The sequence below is a fragment of the Streptomyces sp. NPDC050743 genome (assembly GCF_044456925.1).
GTDB lineage: Bacteria > Actinomycetota > Actinomycetes > Streptomycetales > Streptomycetaceae > Streptomyces.
The window spans coordinates 29702-50153 of the sequence record NZ_JBITGJ010000023.1; the positions used below are offsets into that span (position 1 = coordinate 29702).

Genomic DNA, 20452 nt, shown 5'->3' on the forward strand with positions numbered 1-20452 from the left:
GGGCCCGGCGGAGTCGTGCGGTTCAGGACTGGATCGGTGGTAAGCCCGACCCGCGCTCGGCCCGGCTGCCCGACGGCCGCTGAGCGGGCCGCAGCAGGGGTCCGCAGCGCGTCGCTTCTTCGGCCGTCGGCCTCGTGCCCCGTGCCGAGGCTGTGTTGCGCATCTATCGGCACGATCGTCGTTGGGCCCGGCGGAGTCGTGCGGTTCAGGACTGGATCGGTGGTAAGCCCGACCCGCGCTCGGCCCGGCTGCCCGACGGCCGCTGAGCGGGCCGCAGCATGGGTCCGTACGGGTGCCGCAGCCGCAGCCGCAGCCCGTGGCCGTACCGGTGCCGCACCGCCACCGCGAGACAGATCAGCCCCACGGCCATCAGCGCGGCCAGGTGTTCCTTGCCCGCCAGGTTCTCCTTGAGCAGCACCTCGGCGACCATCGACAAGGTCACCGCGCTCGAGGTGACGTACGCGCCGTAGCGCCAGCTCACGAACACGGCGAGCCCCACCACGGCCGCCGACGGACCGGTGTCCACCACCTGGGCGTCCGTCCACGGCAGCCCGAACGGGGCGTGCGCGCCGAGGGAGATGCCGATGCGCGCGTAGAGGGTCCCGGCGAGCGTGGCGGCGTACGCGATGACCAGGGTCCGCCACCAGCCGATGCAGATCTCGGCGATCCCGAACACCAGCAGGATCTGCGCGAGCGCGCCCCACACCGGCAGGTCCAGCGCCGGCACGAACAGCGACAGGGGCGTGCGCAGCAGGGCCAGCCACAGCGGGTCCTCGGCCCGTACGGCGCCCACGTCCTGCACGAACTGATAGCCCCACGGCCGGTTCTGCACGTACTGCAGCAGGGCCGTCAGACCCACCGCGCCGAGCGTCATCGGCGCCGCCCGCAGGCGCCGCTTCGGCAGGGCCGTGCGTACGGTGACGTACAGCAGCCCCCACTCCTCACGGGCCCAGCGGGCGAGCGCTCTCATCGGACAGTCCTCATCGGTGCGTGTCCAGGTGCCTGCGGTGCAGCCACTTCGGCAGTCCCGGCGCCTCCAGGAAGCCCTCCGCGCGGGCCGAGGCGAGGCCGATGCGCAGCAGGTCCGCGCTCTTCTCGAAGAGCAGGAACCGCGGCTCCCAGATGGGCCGGTACTTGGCGTTGGCGCGGTACAGCGACTCGATCTGCCACCAGCGGGAGAAGAAGCTGAGCAGCGACCGCCACAGCCTCAGCACCGGACCGGCACCGAGGCGCGCGCCACGTTCGAAGACCGACCTGAACATCGCGAAGTTCAGTGAGACCTGCGTGATCCCGATCTCGTCGGCCCGGCGCAGCAGTTCGATGACCATGAACTCCATCAGCCCGTTGTCGGAGTCCCGGTCCCGGCGCATGAGGTCCAGCGACAGCCCGTGCGGCCCCCACGGCACGAAGGACAGCAGCGCCCGCAGCCTCCCCTCGGCGTCGGTGCACTCCAGCATCACGCACTGCCCGTCCTCGGGGTCCCCGAGCCGGCCGAGCGCCATGCTGAACCCGCGCTCGGTCGCCCCGTCCCGCCAGTCGTCCGCACGCTCGACGAGATACGCCATCGCGTCCGCCGGGATGCCCTCGTGCCGCCGGATCCGCACCTCGTACCCGGCCCGCTTCACCCGGTTGTACGCCTGCCGGACCGTGCGCATCGCCCGGCCCTCCAGCGTGAAGTCGGCGACCTCCACGATCGCCTCGTCGCCGAGTTCCAGGGCGTCGAGCCCGTGCCGGGCGTAGATCGTCCCCGCCTCCTCGCTCGCCCCCATCACCGCCGGGATCCACCCGTGCGCCCGCGCCTCGGCCAGCCACGGCACGATCGCGCCGGGCCAGGCCTCCGGATCCCCGAGCGGATCCCCGGAGGCCAGGCTCACGCCGCCGACCACCCGGTAGGCGACGGCCGCCTTTCCCGTGGGCGACCACACCACGCTCTTTTCCCGGCGCAGCGCGAAGTAGCCCAGCGAGTCCCGCTCGCCGTGCCGTTCCAGCAGGGCCCGCAGCTGCTTCTCGTCGTCCTCGGTGAGCGGGTCCACGGCGCGCCGGGAGCGGAACGCGGCGTAGAACACGGCGAGGACGAGGGCCGTACTGAGCACGTTGACGGCGACGTTGGCCCAGTTCGGCGGGGCGATGCCGGGGAAGCGGTTCTCGTCGGCGGCCACCGACACCAGGCGCAGGGCGCCGTAGTGCCAGCGCTCCAGGAAGGTCGAACGGGCCGTCTCCGGCGCCTGGTTGGTGACCGTCACCAGCAGCCCGGCCAGCAGGCTCGCGGCCAGCCCGCCGCCGACGGCGACCGTCGCCGCGAGCCGCGGGTTGGACCGGTCGCCCTTGGCGTAGAACTCCCGGCGGCCCACGAGCAGCGCGCCGACGAACACGGCCGTGAGCGCGAGCGAGATCCAGTTCTGCGCGTACCGCCGGATCTCCGGGAACGCCATGGCGAACGCGAACAGCGCGAGGAAGGCCCCGCTGATCACCAGGTTGAGGATCCATGCGGCGCGCTTTCTGCGCCGCATGGTGATCGCCAGGAACGCGGTGAACACGCCCGAGGCGAAGCCGGCCGTCAGCAGGTACGGGGTGAAGAAGTCGTCCTGGTTGTGCCGGCGCACGTCCTGGCCGAGCGAGACCCAGACCGCGCTGAGGAAGTTGATGAAGGCGACCGTCCGCAGATACCAGACGGCGAAGGCGGCGGCCCGCCGGGAGGTTCCGGTGGACCGCCGCCTCTTTTCGACCGGACGCCCCGGTTCGGCTTGCTGCGGCACGGCATTTCGGGCATCTCCCATGGGGCAGGATCATATGGGTGCTGCCCTGGCGAAACGCACATCGAGCCGTGCGTGTGCTGTGCGCAGGCGTTTCCGCCCGGCGTCTCTTACGCCCGCTCGGCGGACTACTCCTGCTCCTCTTCCTTCTCCTCCCGCGGCTCCTGCTCGGGAAGCTCCGCGGCAAGCGCGGCGGCGGCCCGGACCAGGGGCAGCGCCAGCAGCGCACCCGCCCCCTCGCCGACCTTCACCCCCTGCTGCAGCAGCGGCTCCAGGGCCATCCGGTCCAGCGCCTTCGCCTGCCCCGGCTCCCCGCTGTCGTGCCCGGCCAGCCACCAGTCCGGCGCCCGGAAGGCGACCCGCTGCGCGACCAGCGCACACGCGGCGGCCACCACCCCGTCGAGGATCACCGGCAGCTTCCGCACCGCGCACTGCAGCAGGAACCCGGTCATCGCCGCCAGGTCGGCCCCGCCCACGGTCGCCAGCAACTGCAACTGGTCCCCGAGCACCGGCCGCGCCCGCCGGAGCGCGTCCCGGATCGCCGCGCACTTGCGCATCCACGCCAGGTCGTCGATCGCGAGCCCGCCCCGCCCGGTCACCACCGACGCGTCGGTCCCGCACAGCGCGGCGATCAGCACCGCCGCGGCCGTGGTGCCGCCGACGCTGATGTCGCCGAGGACCACCAGGTCCGTACCCGAGTCGGCCTCCTCGTCGGCGACGGCGACACCCGCGCGCAGCGCCGCCTCGGCCTCCTCCAGGGTGAGCGCGTCCTCGATGTCGATACGGCCGCTGCCGCGCCGCACCCGGTGCCGTACGACGTCCTCCGGGAAGGCGTCCGGCGCGCAGTCCAGGGCCATGTCCACGATCCGAACGGGCACCTCCTGCCGGCGCGCGAGCACGGACACCGGGCTCGCGCCCTCCAGCACGGCCCGTACCAGCTCCTGCGCACCGCCGGCGGGACGCGCCGAGACACCCAGTTCGGCGATGCCGTGGTCACCGGCGAAGAGGATCACCTTCGGCCGCTCCACGGTCCTTACCGGTACGGCGCTCTGCGCGGCGGCCAGCCACTCGCCCAGCTCGTCGAGGCGGCCCAGCGCCCCGGGCGGCACGATCTGGCGCTCCCGCCGGGCCTCGGCGTCACGGCGCACGCCCCCGTCCGGGCGCTCGATCAGATCGGTGAAGTCGTCCAGATTAAGCCTGCTCATTCGCCGAACAGTACCGCCCGAGAACGAACGCTTCCGCGCCACATGGCCACCACATCCCCACGACGTCATTGCACCCAAGATCGGAATCCCATACGTTCCGGTTTGCAGCGGAATGTCGCTCAGGGAGCCGCCCATGCCGACCTCGCCCCCCACCACACCCCGGGTCGCCGACCTGTTCCAGGAACCGCGCCGCGAGAACTGCCCCTGGTGCGGCTCCGGGAACCTGCGCACGCGGGCGCGGGCCGCCGCCCCGAGGCCGCGCGATCCCGGCCTGTTCGCCGTGGACGAGTGCCGCGAGTGCCGGCACGCCTTCCAGAACCCGCGGCTCACGGCGGAGGGACTCGCCTTCCACCAACTGGACTTCTTCGCGGGCCGGCTGGAGGACTTCGCCGAGCGGAGCCTCACCGTGCGGGCGGTGCGTCGCCGGCACCTGGCCGCGGCCCGCACGGTCCTGCCGCGGGCCGCCGAACCGGAGAGCTGGCTGGACGTGGGCACCGGCCACGCCCGCTTCCCGGAGACGGCGAAGGAGCTCTTCCCCTACACGTCCTTCGACGGCCTGGACCCGACCCCCCGCGTCGAACAGGCCCTCAGGGAGGAACGCGTCGAGGAGGCCCACGTCGGCGACCTCACGGATCCCTGGGTCCTGGCCCGGCTGCGCTCCCGCTACGACGTCGTCAGCATGTTCCACCACCTGGAGCAGGCGCCCAACCCGCGTGCCGAACTCCGCGCGGCCCTGGCCGTCCTGCGGCCCGGCGGCCACCTGCTCATCGAACTGGCCGATCCGCGCTGCGCGTTCGCGGCCCTCCTCGGCAGATGGTGGCTTCCCCACGGCCAGCCCCGCCATCTGCATCTGCTGCCGATGGCCAACCTGTGCGCGGAACTGAAGACCCGGGGCTGCGAGATCCTCACGACGGACCGCCGCGCCCCGCACACCCCCTACGACCTCTCGGCGGCGCTCACCATCGCCCTGGCCCACACCCCCGCGCCCCTCCGCAAAGCGGCGGCCCCCCTCATCGCCACCGCTTCTGCCCTGGACCACGCGCTGGCCCCTCTGCTGCGCCGAACCCGCTTCTCGAACGCGTACCGGATCCTGGCCCGCAAGGCGGAACAGCCCGCGTAGCCGCGGGCTCAGCCCCGCAGCACCAACGGCTGCCCGGCCACCACCAACAGCACCTGCTCGCACTCCGCACCGAACGCCGCGTTCAACCGCCCGAGTTCGTCCCGGTACCGGCGGCCGGACGCGGTCGCCGGCACGATCCCCGAGCCCACCTCGTTGGACACCGCGACCACGGTCCGCCGCGTGCGGCGCACCGCCTCCGTCAACTCCCGCACCCGCTCCCGCAGGGACTTCTCACCCCCGCCCGCCCACTCCGCGTCGTCCCACGCCCCCACGGAGTCCATGGCATCCGTCAGCCACAGCGACAGACAGTCGATCAGCAGCGGCGGCCCGTCCTCGCCCAGCAGCGGCACCAGGTCCGTCGTCTCCGTCGTACGCCACGAGCCCGGACGCCGCTCCCGGTGCAGGGCCACCCGCTCCGCCCACTCGGTGTCCCCGCCCCGCGACCCACTGGTCGCCACGTACAGCACGTCCGGGAAGGACTCCAGTCGGCGCTCGGCCTCCACCGACTTGCCCGAGCGCGCCCCGCCCAGCACCAGCGTCCGGCGCGGCACGTCCGGCACGTCCTCGTACGCGCCGACCGCCAGCGTCGTACCGTCCGGCACCGCCCGCGCCCCGGCCGCCGCCAGCCGGCGCCGCGACTCCGCGCCGGGCGGCACGTCGTGGTCGAGGTGGACCGCCAGCACATCCGTCGTCGGGCCGACCGAGCCGACCGCCCGCAGTCGCGCCAGCGCGTCCGGGCGGCCCACCACGTCCGCGAGGACCATGTCGTACGACTCCGCCGTCGCCTCCTCCAGGCCCGCCGGCGCCCCGCCCGGCGGCAGATACAGCAGCCGCTGCCCGTCCGGCCCGGTCACCGCGTACCCGGTGCCGCCCGCGTCCATCGCCACGGCCCGCACCCGATGCCCCGTCAGCAGCGCCAACTCCCGGCCGTCCGGCACCCGCCCGGGCTGCGGCAGCCCGGCCGGCACCTCCACCGCCGGGCCGCCGTGCGGATGCGACAGCAGTACCTGTGCCACCCCGGCGAGCGAATGCCCGGCCCGCGCCGCCGCGAACGCCGCGCCCGGCGTCAGGTCGAGCAGCAGCGCCCCGTCCACCAACACCGCGGTGGCCGCCCGCGCGTCGGGCCCGAGCGCCCTCGCGCACGCGGAGCAGGGGCAGTCGGGGCGGGGCAGCCCAGCAGGGGCACCGGTACCGAGCAGAGTGATGTCCACGGGACCGATTCTCACCCGCCCCTACAGGCACTGCTCACTTCGGCGCCCCGAAAGGGGTCCGGCTGCGCGGCTTCGCCGGCGGGCGCGACCGGCATCCGCCGGACCCGCGGATGATCCACAGCCTCTAACGGCCGGACCCGCTGAGCGCATACCCTGCCAGCAGGTGTTGGATCGAAGGAGGCCTAGATGACGGCATGGACGTGGCGATTCGAGAAGGCCGACGGGACGGAGGTCCAGCCCGCGGTGCAGCCCGAGGAGTTCACCACGCAGGGGGATGCCGAGTCCTGGATCGGCGAGCACTGGAAGGCGCTCCTGGAGGGCGGCGCCGACCAGGTGCGGCTGTTCGAGGAGAACACCGAGATCTACGGGCCGATGAGCCTGCACGCCGACGCGGCGTAACCGGCCCCGAGGGGTGCGGCCCCGGCAGGCGCAGGGGCCGTATCCCTCTCACTGCTCGCCCAGCGTCACCTCCACCGTCTTCTCGGCGCCGTCCCGCTGGTAGGTCACCGAGGTCTTCTGGCCCGGTCTGTCCGCCGCCAGCGCCACGGAGAGGGAGGTGATGGTGGAGATTGACTGGCCACCCACCTTGGTGATGATGTCGCCCGGGCGCATGCCCGCCTGGTCGGCCGCGCCGCCGGCTTTGACGGTGACCACCGCCACTCCGGCCGGCTGGTAGCGCTCGTCCACGACCGTCCGCGCGGTGATGCCGAGCGCGGCCCGGCCCGAGTTGACCACCTTGCCCTGCTCGACGATCTGTCCGGCGATGGTCTTGACCATCGACGCCGGGATGGCGAACCCGATGCCGGGCGCCGCGCTGCTCCCGAGGCTGGGGTCGGTGGCGGCGAGTGTCGGAATGCCGATGACCTGACCGGCGAGATTGACCAGCGCGCCACCGCTGTTGCCCGGGTTGATGGCGGCCGAGGTCTGCACCATGTTCGCGATCGTCGCGCCCGTGGCCCCGCCGGGCGCCTCGCTGACCGTCCGCCCGGTCGCCGAGACGATGCCCTGGGTCACGCTGGACGACAGCCCGAGCGGCGAGCCCATGGCCAGCACGATCTGGCCGACCTCCACCTTCTCGGAATCGCCGAACTCCGCCGCCCTCAGCCCGTCCGGCACCTTGTCCAGCTTGATCACGGCCAGGTCCTGCTCGGGGTAGGAGTACACCAGGCTCGCGGTGAGCGGCTGCTCGCTGTTGGCCGTGGTCACCTTGAAGGTCTTCTCCGACCCGACCACGTGCGCGTTGGTGACGATGTGTCCCTTGCCGTCGTACACCACCCCGGAGCCCAGTTCCTGGCTCGCCTGGATCTGCACGACCGACGGCAGGGCCTGCTTGATGACCTTCTGGTACTGGCTCTGCAGATCCCGCGGGGCCATCGGCATGGCCGCCCGCCCGGTCGGCGCGGTGTCCTGCCGGGCCTCGGGACCGTCGGACGTACAGCTCACCGCCGCGCAGCACAGCAGCACGGCAGCGGCGGCGGCCCGCCACGGGGCACGGCTCGGGGAAGCGTTCATGCCCCGAGTCTCACCGCACGCCGATCGCCCGGCCCGCGTTGTTGGCCCGAACGGACTCAGCCCCGTACACCGCACAGGTGCAGCAGCGCCGCCACCCCACGGTAGGGGTCCGTGCGCCCGGCCCGCTCCTCGACGGCGAGCAGCGTCTGGAGGTCCTGCGGGATCTCCGCGTCGTCCGCCGCGGTGTCCGTGAACACGCGGACGCCGTACCAGGCGTGCAGCGGGGCCGCGATCCCGGCGAGCGTGGCGGTCAGGGAGGCCAGCCGGTCGGCCCGTACGTCCAGGCCGAGGCGGTTGTGATAGGCGGTGGTGTCGAACGCGGCCAGGGCGCCCGCCCAGTCGCCGGACAGGCCCGGCCGCATGGCGAGCGCGTCGCCGTTGCGGACGAGCAGGGAGAGGAGACCGCCGGGGGCGAGCATCCTCGCCAGGCCCGCCACCAGCGGGTCCGGCTCCTCGACGTACATCAGCACCCCGTGGCACAGCACCACGTCGAAGCTGCCGGGCAGGAAGTGCACACCGGTGTCCCGCCCGTCGCCCTGCACCAGCCGCACCCGCTCACGGATGCCCTCCGGCTGCGCGGCCAGCGCCTCCCGCGCGGCGGCGATCATCGTCGCGTCCTGCTCGACCCCGGTCACCTGATGGCCGAGCCGGGCCAGCCGCAGCGCCTGCGTGCCCTGGCCCATCCCGACGTCGAGCACCCGCAGCCGCTGCCCGACTGGGAACCGGCCGGCTATCTGCTCGTCCAGCTGCCGCGCCACCAGCTCCTGGCGTACGACGTCACGCAGCCTGCCCAGCTTGTTCAGCCAGGCCTCGGCCGCACCCCCGGTGAAGGCCTCTGCGCTCAGGGTCGCTCTCCGCGCTTGACCTGCGGCTTCGGCAGCCGGAGCCGGCGCATCTGGAGGGAGCGCATCAGGGCGTAGGCGACCGCGCCACGCGTGTTCTCGTCCGGGAAGCGCTCCGCCAGCCGCTTCTTCAGCCGGAAGCCGCTGAACGCCGCGTCGAGCACGATCAGCACGATCACCACCAGCCACAGCAGCAGCGCGATCGACTGGATCGCCGGCACCCGCACCACGCTCAGCACCAGGATCACCACGGCGAGCGGCAGGAAGAACTCCGCCACGTTGAACCGCGAGTCCACCCAGTTGCGGGCGAACTTGCGGACCGGGCCCTTGTCCCGGGCGGGCAGATAGCGCTCGTCACCCGTGGCGAGCGCCTGGCGCTGCCGCTCCAGGGCCTGGCGCCGCTCCTCGCGCTGGCGCTTGGCGGCCTCCTTGCGGTTGGTCGGCGTATGGGCCACGCTGCGCCGCTGGGACTGGGCCTCACTGCGCTTGGGCGTGGGCCTGCCCTTCGGGGCCTGCGGGTCACGGGGCTGCTTGGAGAGGGTCACCTGCGCCTTGTCGGCGGGGGCCTTCTCGTCCTTGGCACGGCTACGGAACACAAAACCCAAGGGTAAGGGCTTCCCCGGCATGGACCCCAGCCCGGCGGGGAACGATCCCGCAACGCCGGACGTCTGTAGGGGGACAGAGGGGACGTTCCGGTGAGGGCCGGTGGGGGATCACCTACTCCTCACGCCGGAGCGATAGCGTCCGCAGTCGTCCTCGGGGATGAGCGCATCCGTCCCCGAACAGTGCGGTAATGGAGGCAGGGCCCGTACTGTGGGTCCTGTCGCAGGATCTGTGAGCTGGAGTCCGTCAGAAGGGGGCGCGCGAAGCCCATGAGCGGTGTCATGAAGCGTATGGGGATGATCTTCCGCGCGAAGGCGAACAAGGCCCTTGACCGGGCCGAGGACCCGCGCGAGACCCTCGATTACTCGTACCAGAAGCAGCTGGAGCTGCTGCAGAAGGTCCGCCGCGGCGTCGCCGACGTGGCGACCAGCCGCAAGCGCCTGGAACTCCAGCTCAACCAGTTGCAGCAGCAGTCCTCCAAGCTGGAGGACCAGGGCCGCAAGGCGCTCGCGCTCGGCCGCGAGGACCTGGCCCGCGAGGCGCTGTCCCGCCGTGCCGCCCTCCAGCAGCAGGTGACGGACCTCGAAACGCAGCACGCGACCCTCCAGGGCGAGGAGGAGAAGCTCACCCTCGCGGCCCAGCGCCTGCAGGCCAAGGTGGACGCGTTCCGCACGAAGAAGGAGACCATCAAGGCCACCTACACCGCCGCCCAGGCCCAGACCCGGATCGGCGAGGCCTTCTCCGGCATCTCCGAGGAGATGGGCGACGTCGGCCTGGCCATCCAGCGGGCCGAGGACAAGACCGCCCAGCTCCAGGCCCGGGCCGGCGCCATCGACGAGCTGCTCGCCTCCGGCGCCCTGGACGACCCGACCGGTATGGCGAAGGACGACATCGCCGCCGAGCTGGACCGGATCTCCGGTGGTACGGATGTAGAGCTGGAACTGCAGCGCATGAAGGCCGAGCTGGCCGGAGGCTCCCCGCAGCAGGCCATCGAGGGCGGCACCGGGCAGGGGCAGTCCCAGCAGCAGCCGCAGGACACCCCGCGCTTCGACAAGCAGTAGTCCGGCGCCGGGACCCGAGCCGAGGAGGCCGACGTGATCGTACGGATCATGGGGGAGGGCCAGGTCAAGCTGGACGACTCCCACGTCGTCGAGCTGAACAAGCTGGACGACGAGCTGCTGCGGGTGATGGAGGCCGGCGACGAGGCGGGCTTCCGCCGCACCCTCGGCGCCCTCCTCGACTCCGTCCGCCGGCTCGGCACGCCGTTGCCGGACGACGCGCTGGAACCCTCGGAGCTGATCCTTCCCTCGCCGGACGCGACGCTGGAGGAGGTCCGGGAGATGCTCAGCGACGACGGGCTGATCCCGGGCTGACGTCCCGGCGCCCTGAGAGCGGGAGCGTCTGCGGTTCGGCGGCCCCGGGCCGACCGTGGCCGCTCGCGCAGTTCCCTGCGCCCCTTGGGAGCGCGCGTGGCCGTCGTAGCCGGCAGCGGCAACCGCCCCCCGCGCAGCCTGCGGACAGCCGTGCCGCTGGGGGCGGCACGGGGGGTACCCCTTCCGGGGGGAGTCACCGAGTCACCCCGGCCGGCGCGGGTGAGCGGCCCCCGGTCGTTCGGCGGCAGCGCCCCGCATCCGGCCGGCGCGGGTGAGCGGCCCTCGTGTCCGGCGGTGGCGCCTCCGCATCCTGGTGGCGTGGGTGAGCGGATCCCCGTCGTTCAGCTGCGCCCCGCACGCTGTCGGCGCGGGTGGGTGAAGCGTCCGTCGCCCGGTGGCAGCACCCCCGCATCCTGCTGGCGCGGGTGAGCGTTCGGCGGTTGCGCCCGCACCCTGTCGGCGAGGGTGTGCGAAGCGTCCGTCGCCCGGCTTCAGCATCCCCGCATCCCTGCTGGCCGGGTGTGCGAAGCGTCCGTCGCCCCGCGGCAGCGTCCCGCACCTCGTGGGCGTGGGTGAGCGGATCCCCCGTCGCCCGGTGGCTGCGCCCCGTACCTGGTCGGCGCCGGTGAGCAGACCCATCCCCGACCAGCCGCGGCGTAGGGCCACCTTGCGCGTCCCCGTACTGTTCCCTAGGTGAGCACTCTCGAACGCGCCCGGTGCGGCCTCAGGGCCCACCCCCTCGCTCTGGACGCGTCCATCGCCGCCAGCGTGCTGGCATGCATGGTCGCCGGCTCCTTCGTCGTGCCCCGCGGAGCGAACGGCGTCACCTGGGGCGTGCGCACCCCCGACCCGCTCAGCCTCCTCCTGATGCTGCTCGCCGCGGCCACGCTGGTCTTCCGTCGCCGCGCCCCCAGAACGGTCCTCGCCGTCACCGGCGCCCTGTCCGTGATCGAGTGCGTCACCGGCGACCCCCGCGCCCCCGTCGCGATGTCCGCCGTGATCGCCCTGTACACCGTCGCCTCGACCACCGACCGCACCACCACCCTGCGCGTCGGCCTGCTCACCATGACCGTGCTGACGGCCGCCGCCATACTCGGCGGCCCGCTGCCCTGGTACGCGCAGGAGAACCTCGGCGTGCTCGCCTGGACCGGCATCGGCGCGACCGCCGGGGACGCCGTACGCAGCCGGCGCGCGGTCGTCCAGGCCATCCGGGAGCGGGCGGAGAGAGCCGAACGCACCCGCGAGGAGGAGGCCCGCCGCCGGGTCGCCGAGGAGCGGCTGCGCATCGCCCGCGATCTGCACGACGTCGTCGCCCATCACATCGCCCTCGTGAACGTGCAGGCCGGGGTGGCCGCGCACGTCATGGACAAGCGGCCCGACCAGGCCAAGGAGGCCCTGGGGCACGTACGCGAGGCCAGCCGCTCGGCGCTGGAGGAACTGCGCGCCACCGTCGGACTGCTCCGTCAGTCCGGTGACCCCGAGGCCCCGACCGAGCCCGCTCCGGGCCTGAGCCGGCTGGACGAGCTGGCCGACACCTTCCGCCACGCGGGGCTCCCGGTGGAGGTGGCCCGCGCCGACCAGGGCACGGAACTCCCCGCCGCCGTCGACCTCGCCGCGTACCGGATCATCCAGGAAGCGCTGACGAACGCCCAGAAACACGCCGGCGCCGACGCCAAGGCCGAGGTCAGCGTCGTACGCGTCGGACCGAACATCGAGGTCACCGTGCTGGACGACGGCGCGGGCGCGGCCGGTGTGCCCGGGGACGGCGGCGGGCACGGACTGCTCGGCATGCGTGAGCGGGTCACCGCCGTCGGCGGCACCCTCACCACCGGGCCCCGCTACGGCGGCGGCTTCCGCGTCCATGCGATCCTGCCCCTCAAGACCCGAAGCGAGACCCGTACGACGGCCCCGGGGGAGCCCGCATGACGATCCGTGTCCTGCTCGCCGACGACCAGGCACTGCTGCGCAGCGCGTTCCGGGTGCTGGTCGACTCCGAGCCCGACATGGAGGTGGTGGGGGAGGCCTCCGACGGGGCCGAGGCGGTCCGGCTGGCCAAGGAGCAGGCCGCCGACGTCGTCCTCATGGACATCCGGATGCCGGGCACGGACGGGCTCGCCGCCACCCGGCTGATCAGCGCCGATCCCTCCCTGGCGCAGGTCCGCGTGGTCATCCTGACCACCTTCGAGGTGGACGACTACGTCATCCAGTCCCTGCGCGCGGGAGCCTCCGGCTTCCTCGGCAAGGGCAGCGAGCCGGAGGAGCTGCTGAACGCCATCCGGGTCGCGGCGGGCGGTGAGGCCCTGCTGTCCCCGGCCGCCACCAAGGGGCTGATCGCCCGTTTCCTCGCCCAGGGCGACGGCGACGACGGCCGTGACCCCGCCCGCTCCGAGCGGCTCGGCGCGCTCACCGGGCGGGAGCGCGAGGTGCTGGTCCAGGTCGCCGGCGGCCACTCCAACGACGAGATCGCCGAACGCCTCCAGGTCAGCCCGCTCACGGTGAAGACGCACGTCAACCGGGCCATGGCCAAGCTGGGCGCGCGCGACCGGGCGCAGCTCGTGGTGATCGCGTACGAGTCGGGGCTGGTACGTCCGAGGACGGACTGATCTCCACCCGGGCATACTGCGGGCGGAGTAGGACCGGGGTAAGGAAATCGACCCAGGGCTTACAAGAGCGCGCCCTGCCATGGCTCAGGGTGAGAGGGTCTGCCGCTCACGGAAGAGAGACCCTGATCCATGTCCTGGCTGTCGAGATTCAGCCTCCGGCAACGGGCCCTGATCGCCCTGATGTCGCTCGTCGCGCTCGTCTTCGGGCTGATCGCGATTCCCCAGATCAAGCAGCAGCTGCTGCCCACCATCAACCTGCCCATGGTGTCGGTGGTCGCGCCGTACCAGGGCGCCTCGCCCGACGTCGTCGAGAAGCAGGTCGTCGAGCCGATCGAGAACAACCTCCAGGGCGTCGACGGTGTCACCGGGGTCACCTCCACCGCCAGTGAGGGCAACGCCGTGATCATGGCGTCCTTCGACTACGACAACGACACCAAGCAGATCGTCTCCGACGTCCAGCAGGCCGTGAACCGGGCCCGCAACCAGCTCCCGGACGGCGTCGACCCGCAGGTCGTCTCCGGGTCCACCGACGACATGCCGACCGTGGTCCTCGCCGTCACCTCCGACAAGGACCAGCAGGCGCTCGCGGACCAGCTGGACAAGACCGTCGTACCGACGCTGAAGGACATCGACGGCGTCGGCCGCGTCCAGGTCACCGGCGTCCGCGACCTCCAGGTCACCGTCACCCCGGACGACGCCGGGCTCGCGCGGGCCGGCCTCACCTCCGCCGCGCTCGGCCAGGCCCTCCAGGCGGGCGGCGCGACCGTCCCGGCCGGCTCCTTCGACGAGGACGGCGTGAGCCGCACCGTCCAGGTCGGCGGCGGCTTCACCTCGCTGCGGCAGATCCAGGACCTCATGGTGACCGGCGAGCGCGGCGGGAAGCCCGTGCGCCTCGGTGACGTGGCCGCGGTCAAGGAGCAGCCGGCCCCGGCCGACTCCATCACCCGCACCGACGGCCGGCCCAGCCTCGCCGTCACCGTGACGATGGACCACGACGGCAGCGCGGTCACCATCTCGGGCGCGGTCAAGGACAAGCTGCCCGACCTGCGCGAGCAGCTCGGCTCCGGCGCGAAGCTCACGGTCGTCAGCGACCAGGGCCCGGCGGTGTCGAAGTCCATCAAGGGCCTGACCACGGAGGGCGCGCTCGGCCTGCTCTTCGCGGTCCTGGTCATCCTGGTCTTCCTGGCGTCGATCCGCTCGACGCTGGTGACCGCGGTCTCCATCCCGCTGTCGGTGGTGCTGGCCCTCATCGTGCTGTGGACGCGCGGTCTGTCGCTGAACATGCTCACGCTCGGCGCGCTGACCATCGCCATCGGCCGGGTCGTGGACGACTCGATCGTGGTCCTGGAGAACATCAAGCGGCACCTCGGCTACGGCGAGGAGCGCAAGGAAGCCATCCTGGGCGCCGTCCGCGAGGTGGCCGGCGCGGTCACCTCCTCCACCCTCACCACGGTCGCCGTGTTCCTGCCGATCGGTCTGGTCGGCGGCATGGTGGGCGCCCTGTTCGGCTCGTTCAGCATCACGGTGACGGCGGCCCTGCTGGCCTCCCTGCTGGTGTCCCTGACGGTCGTCCCCGTCCTGTCGTACTGGTTCCTGCGCGCCCCGAAGGGCACCCCCGAGGACGCCGTGGAGGCCCGCCGCGGGGCCGAGGAGAAGGAGGCGAACAGCCGTCTCCAGCGCGCCTACGTCCCCGTGCTGCGCTTCGCCACGCGCCGCCGCCTCACCAGCGTGCTGATCGCGATCGTGGTCCTGGTCGTCACGTTCGGCATGGGCGGCCTGCTGAAGACGAACTTCTTCGACCAGGGCGAGCAGCAGGTCATCACGGTCAAGCAGGAGCTGAAGCCCGGCACGAGCCTGGCCGCCACCGACGCGCAGGCCAAGCGGGTCGAGAAGCTGCTCGCCTCCACCGAGGGCGTCAAGGACTACCAGGTCACCGTCGGCTCCTCCGGCTTCATGGCGGCTTTCGGCGGCGGCACGGACTCCAACCAGGCGTCGTACCAGGTGATGCTGGAGGACTCGAAGTCGTACGACAAGGTGCAGAAGCACATCGAGGACGGCCTCAAGCAGCTCAAGGGCATCGGCACGACCACCGTGTCGGCCGGTGACGGCTTCGGCAACCAGAACCTGAGCGTGGTGGTCAAGGCCTCCGACCCCGAGGCGCTGCGCACGGCGGCCGAGCAGGTCCGCTCCACGGTCGCCGGCCTGGACGACGTCACCGACGTCACCAGCGACCTGTCCACCAGCGTGCCCCGGATCTCGGTCAAGGCGAACGCCAAGGCGGCGGCGGCCGGTTTCGACGACCAGAAGCTCGGTGCGGCGGTCGCCCAGGCGGTGCGCGGTACGACGGCGGCCAAGGCGATCCTCGACGACACCGAGCGCGACGTCGTCGTGAGGTCGGCGAAGCCCGCGACCACGCTGGCCCAGCTGAAGAACCTGCGCCTCGGCCCGGTGAAGCTCGGCGACATCGCCACGGTGAAGCTGGTGGACGGCCCGGTGACGCTGACCCGGATCGACGGCCGGCGCGCCGCGACCGTCACGGCCAAGCCGACCGGTGACAACACGGGTGCGATCAGCACCAAGCTCCAGTCGAAGATCAAGGCCCTGAAGCTGCCGGCGGGCGCGAAGGCCGAGATCGGCGGCGTGACCTCGGACCAGAACGACGCGTTCAAGAACCTGGGCCTGGCCATGCTGGCGGCGATCGCGATCGTCTTCATGCTGCTGGTGGCGACCTTCCGCTCGCTGGCCCAGCCGCTGATCCTGCTGGTGTCGATCCCCTTCGCGGCGACGGGTGCGATCGGCCTGCTGGTCGCCACCGGCACCCCCATGGGCGTCCCGGCGATGATCGGCATGCTGATGCTGATCGGCATCGTGGTGACCAACGCGATCGTGCTGATCGACCTGATCAACCAGTACCGCAGGCAGGGCTACGGCGTCGTGGAAGCCGTCGTCGAGGGCGGCCGCCACCGCCTCCGCCCGATCCTGATGACGGCCCTGGCGACGATCTTCGCGCTGCTTCCCATGGCCCTGGGAGTCACCGGCGAGGGCGGCTTCATCGCCCAGCCCCTCGCGGTCGTGGTCATCGGCGGCCTGATCACGTCGACCCTGCTGACCCTGCTCCTGGTCCCGACCCTCTACGCGATGCTGGAGCTGCGCAAGGAGCGGCGCGCGAAGAAGCGCGCGGCCAGGCGAGAGGCGAAGGCGGAGAAGGTGCTGGAGCCGGCCGGAGTCTGACGGTATGGCAAAGGGCCGGGTCTCGTACGAGACCCGGCCCTTTCGTGCGCGCTAGGGAAGCGCCAGCATCCGCTCCAGCGCCAGCTTGGCGAACGCCTCCGTCTCCTTGTCGACCTCGATCCGGTTGACCAGGTTGCCCTCGGCCAGGGACTCCAGGGCCCAGACCAGGTGGGGCAGGTCGATGCGGTTCATGGTCGAGCAAAAGCAGACCGTCTTGTCGAGGAAGACGATCTCCTTGCCCTCGGGGGCGAAACGGTTCGCCAGGCGGCGGACCAGGTTCAGCTCGGTGCCGATGGCCCACTTGGAACCGGCCGGGGCCGCCTCCAGGGTCTTGATGATGTACTCGGTGGAGCCGACGTAGTCCGCCGAGGCCACGACCTCGTGCTTGCACTCGGGGTGGACCAGGACGTTCACACCCGGGATGCGCTCGCGCACGTCGTCGACGGAGTCGAGGCTGAAGCGGCCGTGGACGGAGCAGTGGCCCCGCCACAGGATCATCTTCGCGTCGCGCAGCTCCTGAGCCGTCAGCCCGCCGTTGGGCTTGTGCGGGTTGTAGACCACGCAGTCGTCCAGGGACATGCCCATGTCCCGGACGGCGGTGTTGCGGCCGAGGTGCTGGTCGGGCAGGAAGAGCACCTTCTCGCCCTGCTCGAAGGCCCAGTCGAGGGCGCGCTTGGCATTGGAGGAGGTGCAGATGGTGCCGCCGTGCTTGCCGGTGAACGCCTTGATGTCGGCCGAGGAGTTCATGTACGAGACGGGCACGACCTGCTCGGCGATCCCGGCCTCCGTCAGGACGTCCCAGCACTCCGCGACCTGCTCGGCCGTCGCCATGTCGGCCATGGAGCAGCCGGCGGCGAGGTCGGGCAGGACGACCTTCTGGTCGTCGGAGGTGAGGATGTCCGCCGACTCGGCCATGAAGTGCACACCGCAGAAGACGATGTACTCGGCCTCCGGGCGCGCGGCCGCGTCCCGGGCCAGCTTGAAGGAGTCGCCCGTGACGTCGGCGAACTGGATGACCTCGTCGCGCTGGTAGTGGTGGCCGAGCACGAAGACCTTGTCGCCGAGCTTCTCCTTGGCCGCGCGGGCGCGCGCGACCAGGTCCGGGTCGGACGGCGAGGGCAGGTCACCGGGGCACTCGACGCCCCGCTCGCTCTTCGGGTCGGCCTCACGGCCGAGCAGCAGCAGGGCGAGCGGAGTCGGCTGCACGTCGAGTTCCGGGGTCTGGGCGGTGGTCACGACACGCACCCTTTCTACTTTTCGTCTAACTGACGCTATCTATCATAACCGGTTCACGTCAGTTTGACGATGGCCATAGCGTCGATGTGACGTGAATCCCGCCAACTCCCTCTTCGGGCCGCTGTCTGCCTTCCCGGCCGTATGCGAGCATGAAGACGGAAGCAAAAACGCGACAACGTGACTGCCCGGCCCGGAATGAATCCGCGGAAGCGCCGGTTGCACTCGTCGGCAAGCAGTCTCCGTACAACCCGGGAGAGATGTAGATGTCCGTATCGGACGAGACCACCACCGTCACCGACGGCATCATCCTGACCGACGCCGCCGCGGCCAAGGTCAAGGCCCTGCTCGACCAGGAAGGCCGCGACGACCTCGCGCTGCGTGTCGCCGTCCAGCCCGGCGGCTGCTCCGGCCTGCGCTACCAGCTCTTCTTCGACGAGCGCTCGCTCGACGGCGACGTGGAGAAGGACTTCGGCGGGGTCAAGGTCGTCACGGACCGCATGAGCGCTCCGTACCTGGGCGGCGCGACCATCGACTTCGTGGACACGATCGAGAAGCAGGGCTTCACGATCGACAACCCGAACGCGACCGGTTCCTGCGCCTGCGGCGACTCCTTCAGCTGAGCCGAGGGACCCAGGTCCGACGGTTTGCCGACGGCGGCGCTCCCCGCATGGGAGTGCCGCCGTCGGCGTATCTCAAAGGGCTGAGCCGCGGTGCGCCCCGAAGGGCGCGAACCGTCACCGCCCTGCCCGCAACGCCCCCGGTTCGCCCTGCGGAATACGGCTGCCGTCGTCACCGACCACCGTCCGCCCGTCCAGCGGCGCGGCCAACCGCACGGTCTTCACGTACTCCTTGGCGATCAGCACACACACCTTGTCCGGCCAGGGGTGCTCGGCGACGCTCACGGTCACCCGCCCGCCGCTCTCCTTCGCCGCCACCGTGTAGTCGGCACACACCCCGCCGAAGAAGCTCACGGTCAGGTCCCGGCCCTCGGCCGTGTAACCGGTGACCTTCACGGTCCGGGTGGCGGGCGTCCCGGAAGCCGGCGGAGCCGAGGACGTGGCCGCCGACGCCAGATACCGGGGATCGACCGCCGGGTACGAAACCGTCGACGCGCCCTGGTCGGCAGGCCCCCGCACCTCGAACAGCCAGGACGGCACCAGCGTCTGCCGCCCGGCGACAGAGTGCGCGGCCAGCCCGAACACCGCCTTCTCCACGGTGACCGTGTCCCGTCCCGGGTCCGCCCCCTGCTTCGGCACCCCGGTGGACCCGCCGCAGGGCTGCTCCAGCCGGTTCTTCAGCGGCACCGGACTGGCGCAGCCGCCGATCCCCATGTGGTGGTCGCTCTGCGGCGCCGCGTTCATCAGCTTCAGCGTCTTCGCGGCGCTCAGTACGGGATACGTGTCGCCCTTCACCGGCGCCCCGAGCAGCCCGTGCCCGCCGACCAGCTCGCCCTTGTCGTCCACGGTCAGGCCGGTCGTCCAGCCGTACGTCGGCAGCCCGCCTACCACCGGGTCGGCGTTCACGACCCGCGCGCTCCCCATGACCTGGCTCGCGTCGATCTTCGCGTCGTCCAGCCCCGCGGCCTTCAGCACCGGCGCGGCCGCCTCGGTCGCCTTCCGCACGCTGACCGGGGCGCCGGTCGGGCCCATCGGGTCGTGGGTGCAAAGGACACCCTTCTTGCAGTCGTCGGTGCCCGGCGCGTACCGGCTGAACGTCCAGCTGCCCGGCGCGTCCCGGTTCACCGTCAGGCTCGGCCCGGAGCCGTCCTTGCCGCCGACCCGCCAGATCCGGCCCTCGGCCACCGGTGTGCCGTCGATGCCCAGCGCCTTGGCCAGCCGGGCCACCGCGTCCTTGCCGACCTCGCCCTTCGGCTCGTACACCGGCGCGGAGCCGGGGCCGGCCGGCAGCTCGCCGTGGGCGACGTACGTGGCGCCGTACGGGTTCGGCTCGCCCAGGGCGATGCCGTCCGTGCCGGTCCGGCCGTCCAGCGCGAGCGGCGGGGGAGTGGCGCCGGAGCCGGCCGTGCCCGGTCCGCCCGTACGGCCGCCGGAGTCGCCGCTCGCCGCGAGGTAGGCGCCACCGCCGCCGACCAGCAGCACGGCGGCGGCGACCGAGACGACGACGAGCCGCGACCGCCGCCGGCCGGACCGCACGCCCTCATGGCCTTCGGCCGCGTCGGCGCCGTCCGCCGCGGCGGCCCCAGGCGCGGGCTTCCCGGAGCCCGCCACGCCTTCCGGGCTCCCCGCGCCCCCTGCGCTCTCTGTGTGCTCCGAGCCCTCGGGGTGCTCGCGGTTCTCGGGTCGCTCGGTGTTCACCGCATCGCTCCTCGCTGGTCGTATCCCGCCTCCCCCGCCTGGGGGACGGCGATGGGACGCGCGAGGGGAGCGTGCGGTTCCCTGCCAAACGCGCCCCGGGTGTCAGTCGCCGTAGTCGGACATCGCGTCCAGCAGCCGCGCGGACCGCGCCGGCACGGTCACGCCGTGGATCAGGGACGGCGACACCGGCCGGGGCTCGGCGTGCTCCGGGGCCGCCCAGTGCGGAGCCATCCGGGCGCAGTCGCCGCGCAGCGACGCGAGGCCGCCCTCCGGGTCACTCCCGAGGCCGGTGGGGGCGCTGTGGCGGAACTCGAGGTTCGTCATGACCGCACCGTAGGCCTGCTCCGGGTCGCGAAGAAAGATCTACTATCGGGTAGTTTCGCCAACTACAGAGTGAGCGGCCGACCCGGTAGCGTGAACTGTCAACCCAGCCTCCCGCAGGAGATCC

At 72.2% G+C, this 20452-nt stretch carries 18 protein-coding genes; 8 read left to right on the plus strand and 10 right to left on the minus strand.

Translation table 11 applies throughout. The features are described 5' to 3' along the window. Window positions 1–205 precede the first annotated feature (205 nt). The 3 genes from ACIBJF_RS22590 to cobT form a co-directional block, all read right to left on the minus strand. A complete protein-coding gene (locus ACIBJF_RS22590; protein ID WP_399176083.1) occupies window positions 206–970 on the minus strand; it encodes a hypothetical protein in 765 nt (254 codons plus the stop codon). Between the two features lie 10 nt (window positions 971–980). Next, window positions 981–2777: a phosphatidylglycerol lysyltransferase domain-containing protein gene (locus ACIBJF_RS22595; protein ID WP_399176085.1), complete on the minus strand. Its 1797-nt coding sequence runs from the start codon at window positions 2775–2777 to the stop codon at window positions 981–983. Between the two features lie 104 nt (window positions 2778–2881). Further along, entirely contained in the window at window positions 2882–3958 is a 1077-nt protein-coding gene (gene cobT / locus ACIBJF_RS22600; protein WP_399176087.1) for a nicotinate-nucleotide--dimethylbenzimidazole phosphoribosyltransferase, read from the minus strand. A gap of 133 nt (window positions 3959–4091) precedes the next feature. Between cobT and ACIBJF_RS22605 the strand changes: the two genes are divergently transcribed. Then, entirely contained in the window at window positions 4092–5078 is a 987-nt protein-coding gene (locus ACIBJF_RS22605; protein WP_399176089.1) for a class I SAM-dependent methyltransferase, read from the plus strand. An 8-nt stretch (window positions 5079–5086) separates the two neighbouring features. On the opposite strand, the gene ACIBJF_RS22610 is transcribed toward ACIBJF_RS22605, so the two are convergent. After that, a complete protein-coding gene (locus tag ACIBJF_RS22610) occupies window positions 5087–6289 on the minus strand; it encodes a bifunctional adenosylcobinamide kinase/adenosylcobinamide-phosphate guanylyltransferase (protein WP_399176090.1) in 1203 nt (400 codons plus the stop codon). Between the two features lie 186 nt (window positions 6290–6475). Here ACIBJF_RS22610 and ACIBJF_RS22615 point away from each other — a divergent pair, with 186 nt between their 5' ends. Next, window positions 6476–6688, plus strand: coding sequence for a hypothetical protein (locus tag ACIBJF_RS22615; RefSeq protein WP_055709718.1), 213 nt, complete (start codon window positions 6476–6478; stop codon window positions 6686–6688). A gap of 48 nt (window positions 6689–6736) precedes the next feature. On the opposite strand, the gene ACIBJF_RS22620 is transcribed toward ACIBJF_RS22615, so the two are convergent. The 3 genes from ACIBJF_RS22620 to ACIBJF_RS22630 all read right to left on the minus strand — a co-directional run bounded on the left by ACIBJF_RS22620 (window position 6737) and on the right by ACIBJF_RS22630 (window position 9269). After that, the gene (locus tag ACIBJF_RS22620) at window positions 6737–7801 is read right to left on the minus strand and encodes a S1C family serine protease (RefSeq protein WP_399176091.1); all 1065 of its coding nucleotides are present in this window, start codon (window positions 7799–7801) and stop codon (window positions 6737–6739) included. A gap of 56 nt (window positions 7802–7857) precedes the next feature. Further along, complete coding sequence (locus ACIBJF_RS22625; protein ID WP_399176093.1) at window positions 7858–8559, minus strand: class I SAM-dependent methyltransferase; 702 nt, start codon at window positions 8557–8559, stop codon at window positions 7858–7860. Window positions 8560–8642: 83 nt separating this feature from the next. Next, window positions 8643–9269 carry a DUF3043 domain-containing protein gene (locus ACIBJF_RS22630; RefSeq protein WP_399176095.1) on the minus strand — a complete coding sequence of 209 codons (627 nt, stop codon included), beginning with the start codon at window positions 9267–9269 and terminating at the stop codon, window positions 8643–8645. A 246-nt stretch (window positions 9270–9515) separates the two neighbouring features. On the opposite strand from ACIBJF_RS22630, the gene ACIBJF_RS22635 reads away from it, so the two are divergent. From ACIBJF_RS22635 to ACIBJF_RS22655, 5 genes are all read left to right on the plus strand, one after another. After that, entirely contained in the window at window positions 9516–10307 is a 792-nt protein-coding gene (locus ACIBJF_RS22635) for a PspA/IM30 family protein (RefSeq protein WP_351798562.1), read from the plus strand. A 33-nt stretch (window positions 10308–10340) separates the two neighbouring features. After that, entirely contained in the window at window positions 10341–10619 is a 279-nt protein-coding gene (locus tag ACIBJF_RS22640) for a hypothetical protein (RefSeq protein ID WP_399176096.1), read from the plus strand. A gap of 693 nt (window positions 10620–11312) precedes the next feature. Next, window positions 11313–12545: a sensor histidine kinase gene (locus tag ACIBJF_RS22645; protein WP_399176098.1), complete on the plus strand. Its 1233-nt coding sequence runs from the start codon at window positions 11313–11315 to the stop codon at window positions 12543–12545. After that, the gene (locus tag ACIBJF_RS22650) at window positions 12542–13222 is read left to right on the plus strand and encodes a response regulator (protein ID WP_399176100.1); all 681 of its coding nucleotides are present in this window, start codon (window positions 12542–12544) and stop codon (window positions 13220–13222) included. The genes ACIBJF_RS22645 and ACIBJF_RS22650 overlap by 4 nt, the downstream gene beginning before the upstream one ends. Before the next feature lie 129 nt (window positions 13223–13351). Next, on the plus strand, window positions 13352–16453 hold the full coding sequence (locus tag ACIBJF_RS22655) for an efflux RND transporter permease subunit (protein ID WP_399176102.1): 3102 nt from the start codon (window positions 13352–13354) through the stop codon (window positions 16451–16453). A 51-nt stretch (window positions 16454–16504) separates the two neighbouring features. On the opposite strand, the gene nadA is transcribed toward ACIBJF_RS22655, so the two are convergent. Beyond that, window positions 16505–17689, minus strand: coding sequence for a quinolinate synthase NadA (gene nadA, locus ACIBJF_RS22660; protein ID WP_399176104.1), 1185 nt, complete (start codon window positions 17687–17689; stop codon window positions 16505–16507). 263 nt (window positions 17690–17952) lie between these two features. On the opposite strand from nadA, the gene ACIBJF_RS22665 reads away from it, so the two are divergent. Next, window positions 17953–18309: an iron-sulfur cluster assembly accessory protein gene (locus ACIBJF_RS22665; RefSeq protein ID WP_028422454.1), complete on the plus strand. Its 357-nt coding sequence runs from the start codon at window positions 17953–17955 to the stop codon at window positions 18307–18309. Between the two features lie 114 nt (window positions 18310–18423). On the opposite strand, the gene ACIBJF_RS22670 is transcribed toward ACIBJF_RS22665, so the two are convergent. Then, the gene (locus tag ACIBJF_RS22670) at window positions 18424–20004 is read right to left on the minus strand and encodes a hypothetical protein (protein ID WP_399176106.1); all 1581 of its coding nucleotides are present in this window, start codon (window positions 20002–20004) and stop codon (window positions 18424–18426) included. Between the two features lie 102 nt (window positions 20005–20106). Then, on the minus strand, window positions 20107–20328 hold the full coding sequence (locus ACIBJF_RS22675; protein ID WP_399176108.1) for a hypothetical protein: 222 nt from the start codon (window positions 20326–20328) through the stop codon (window positions 20107–20109). Window positions 20329–20452 lie beyond the last annotated feature (124 nt).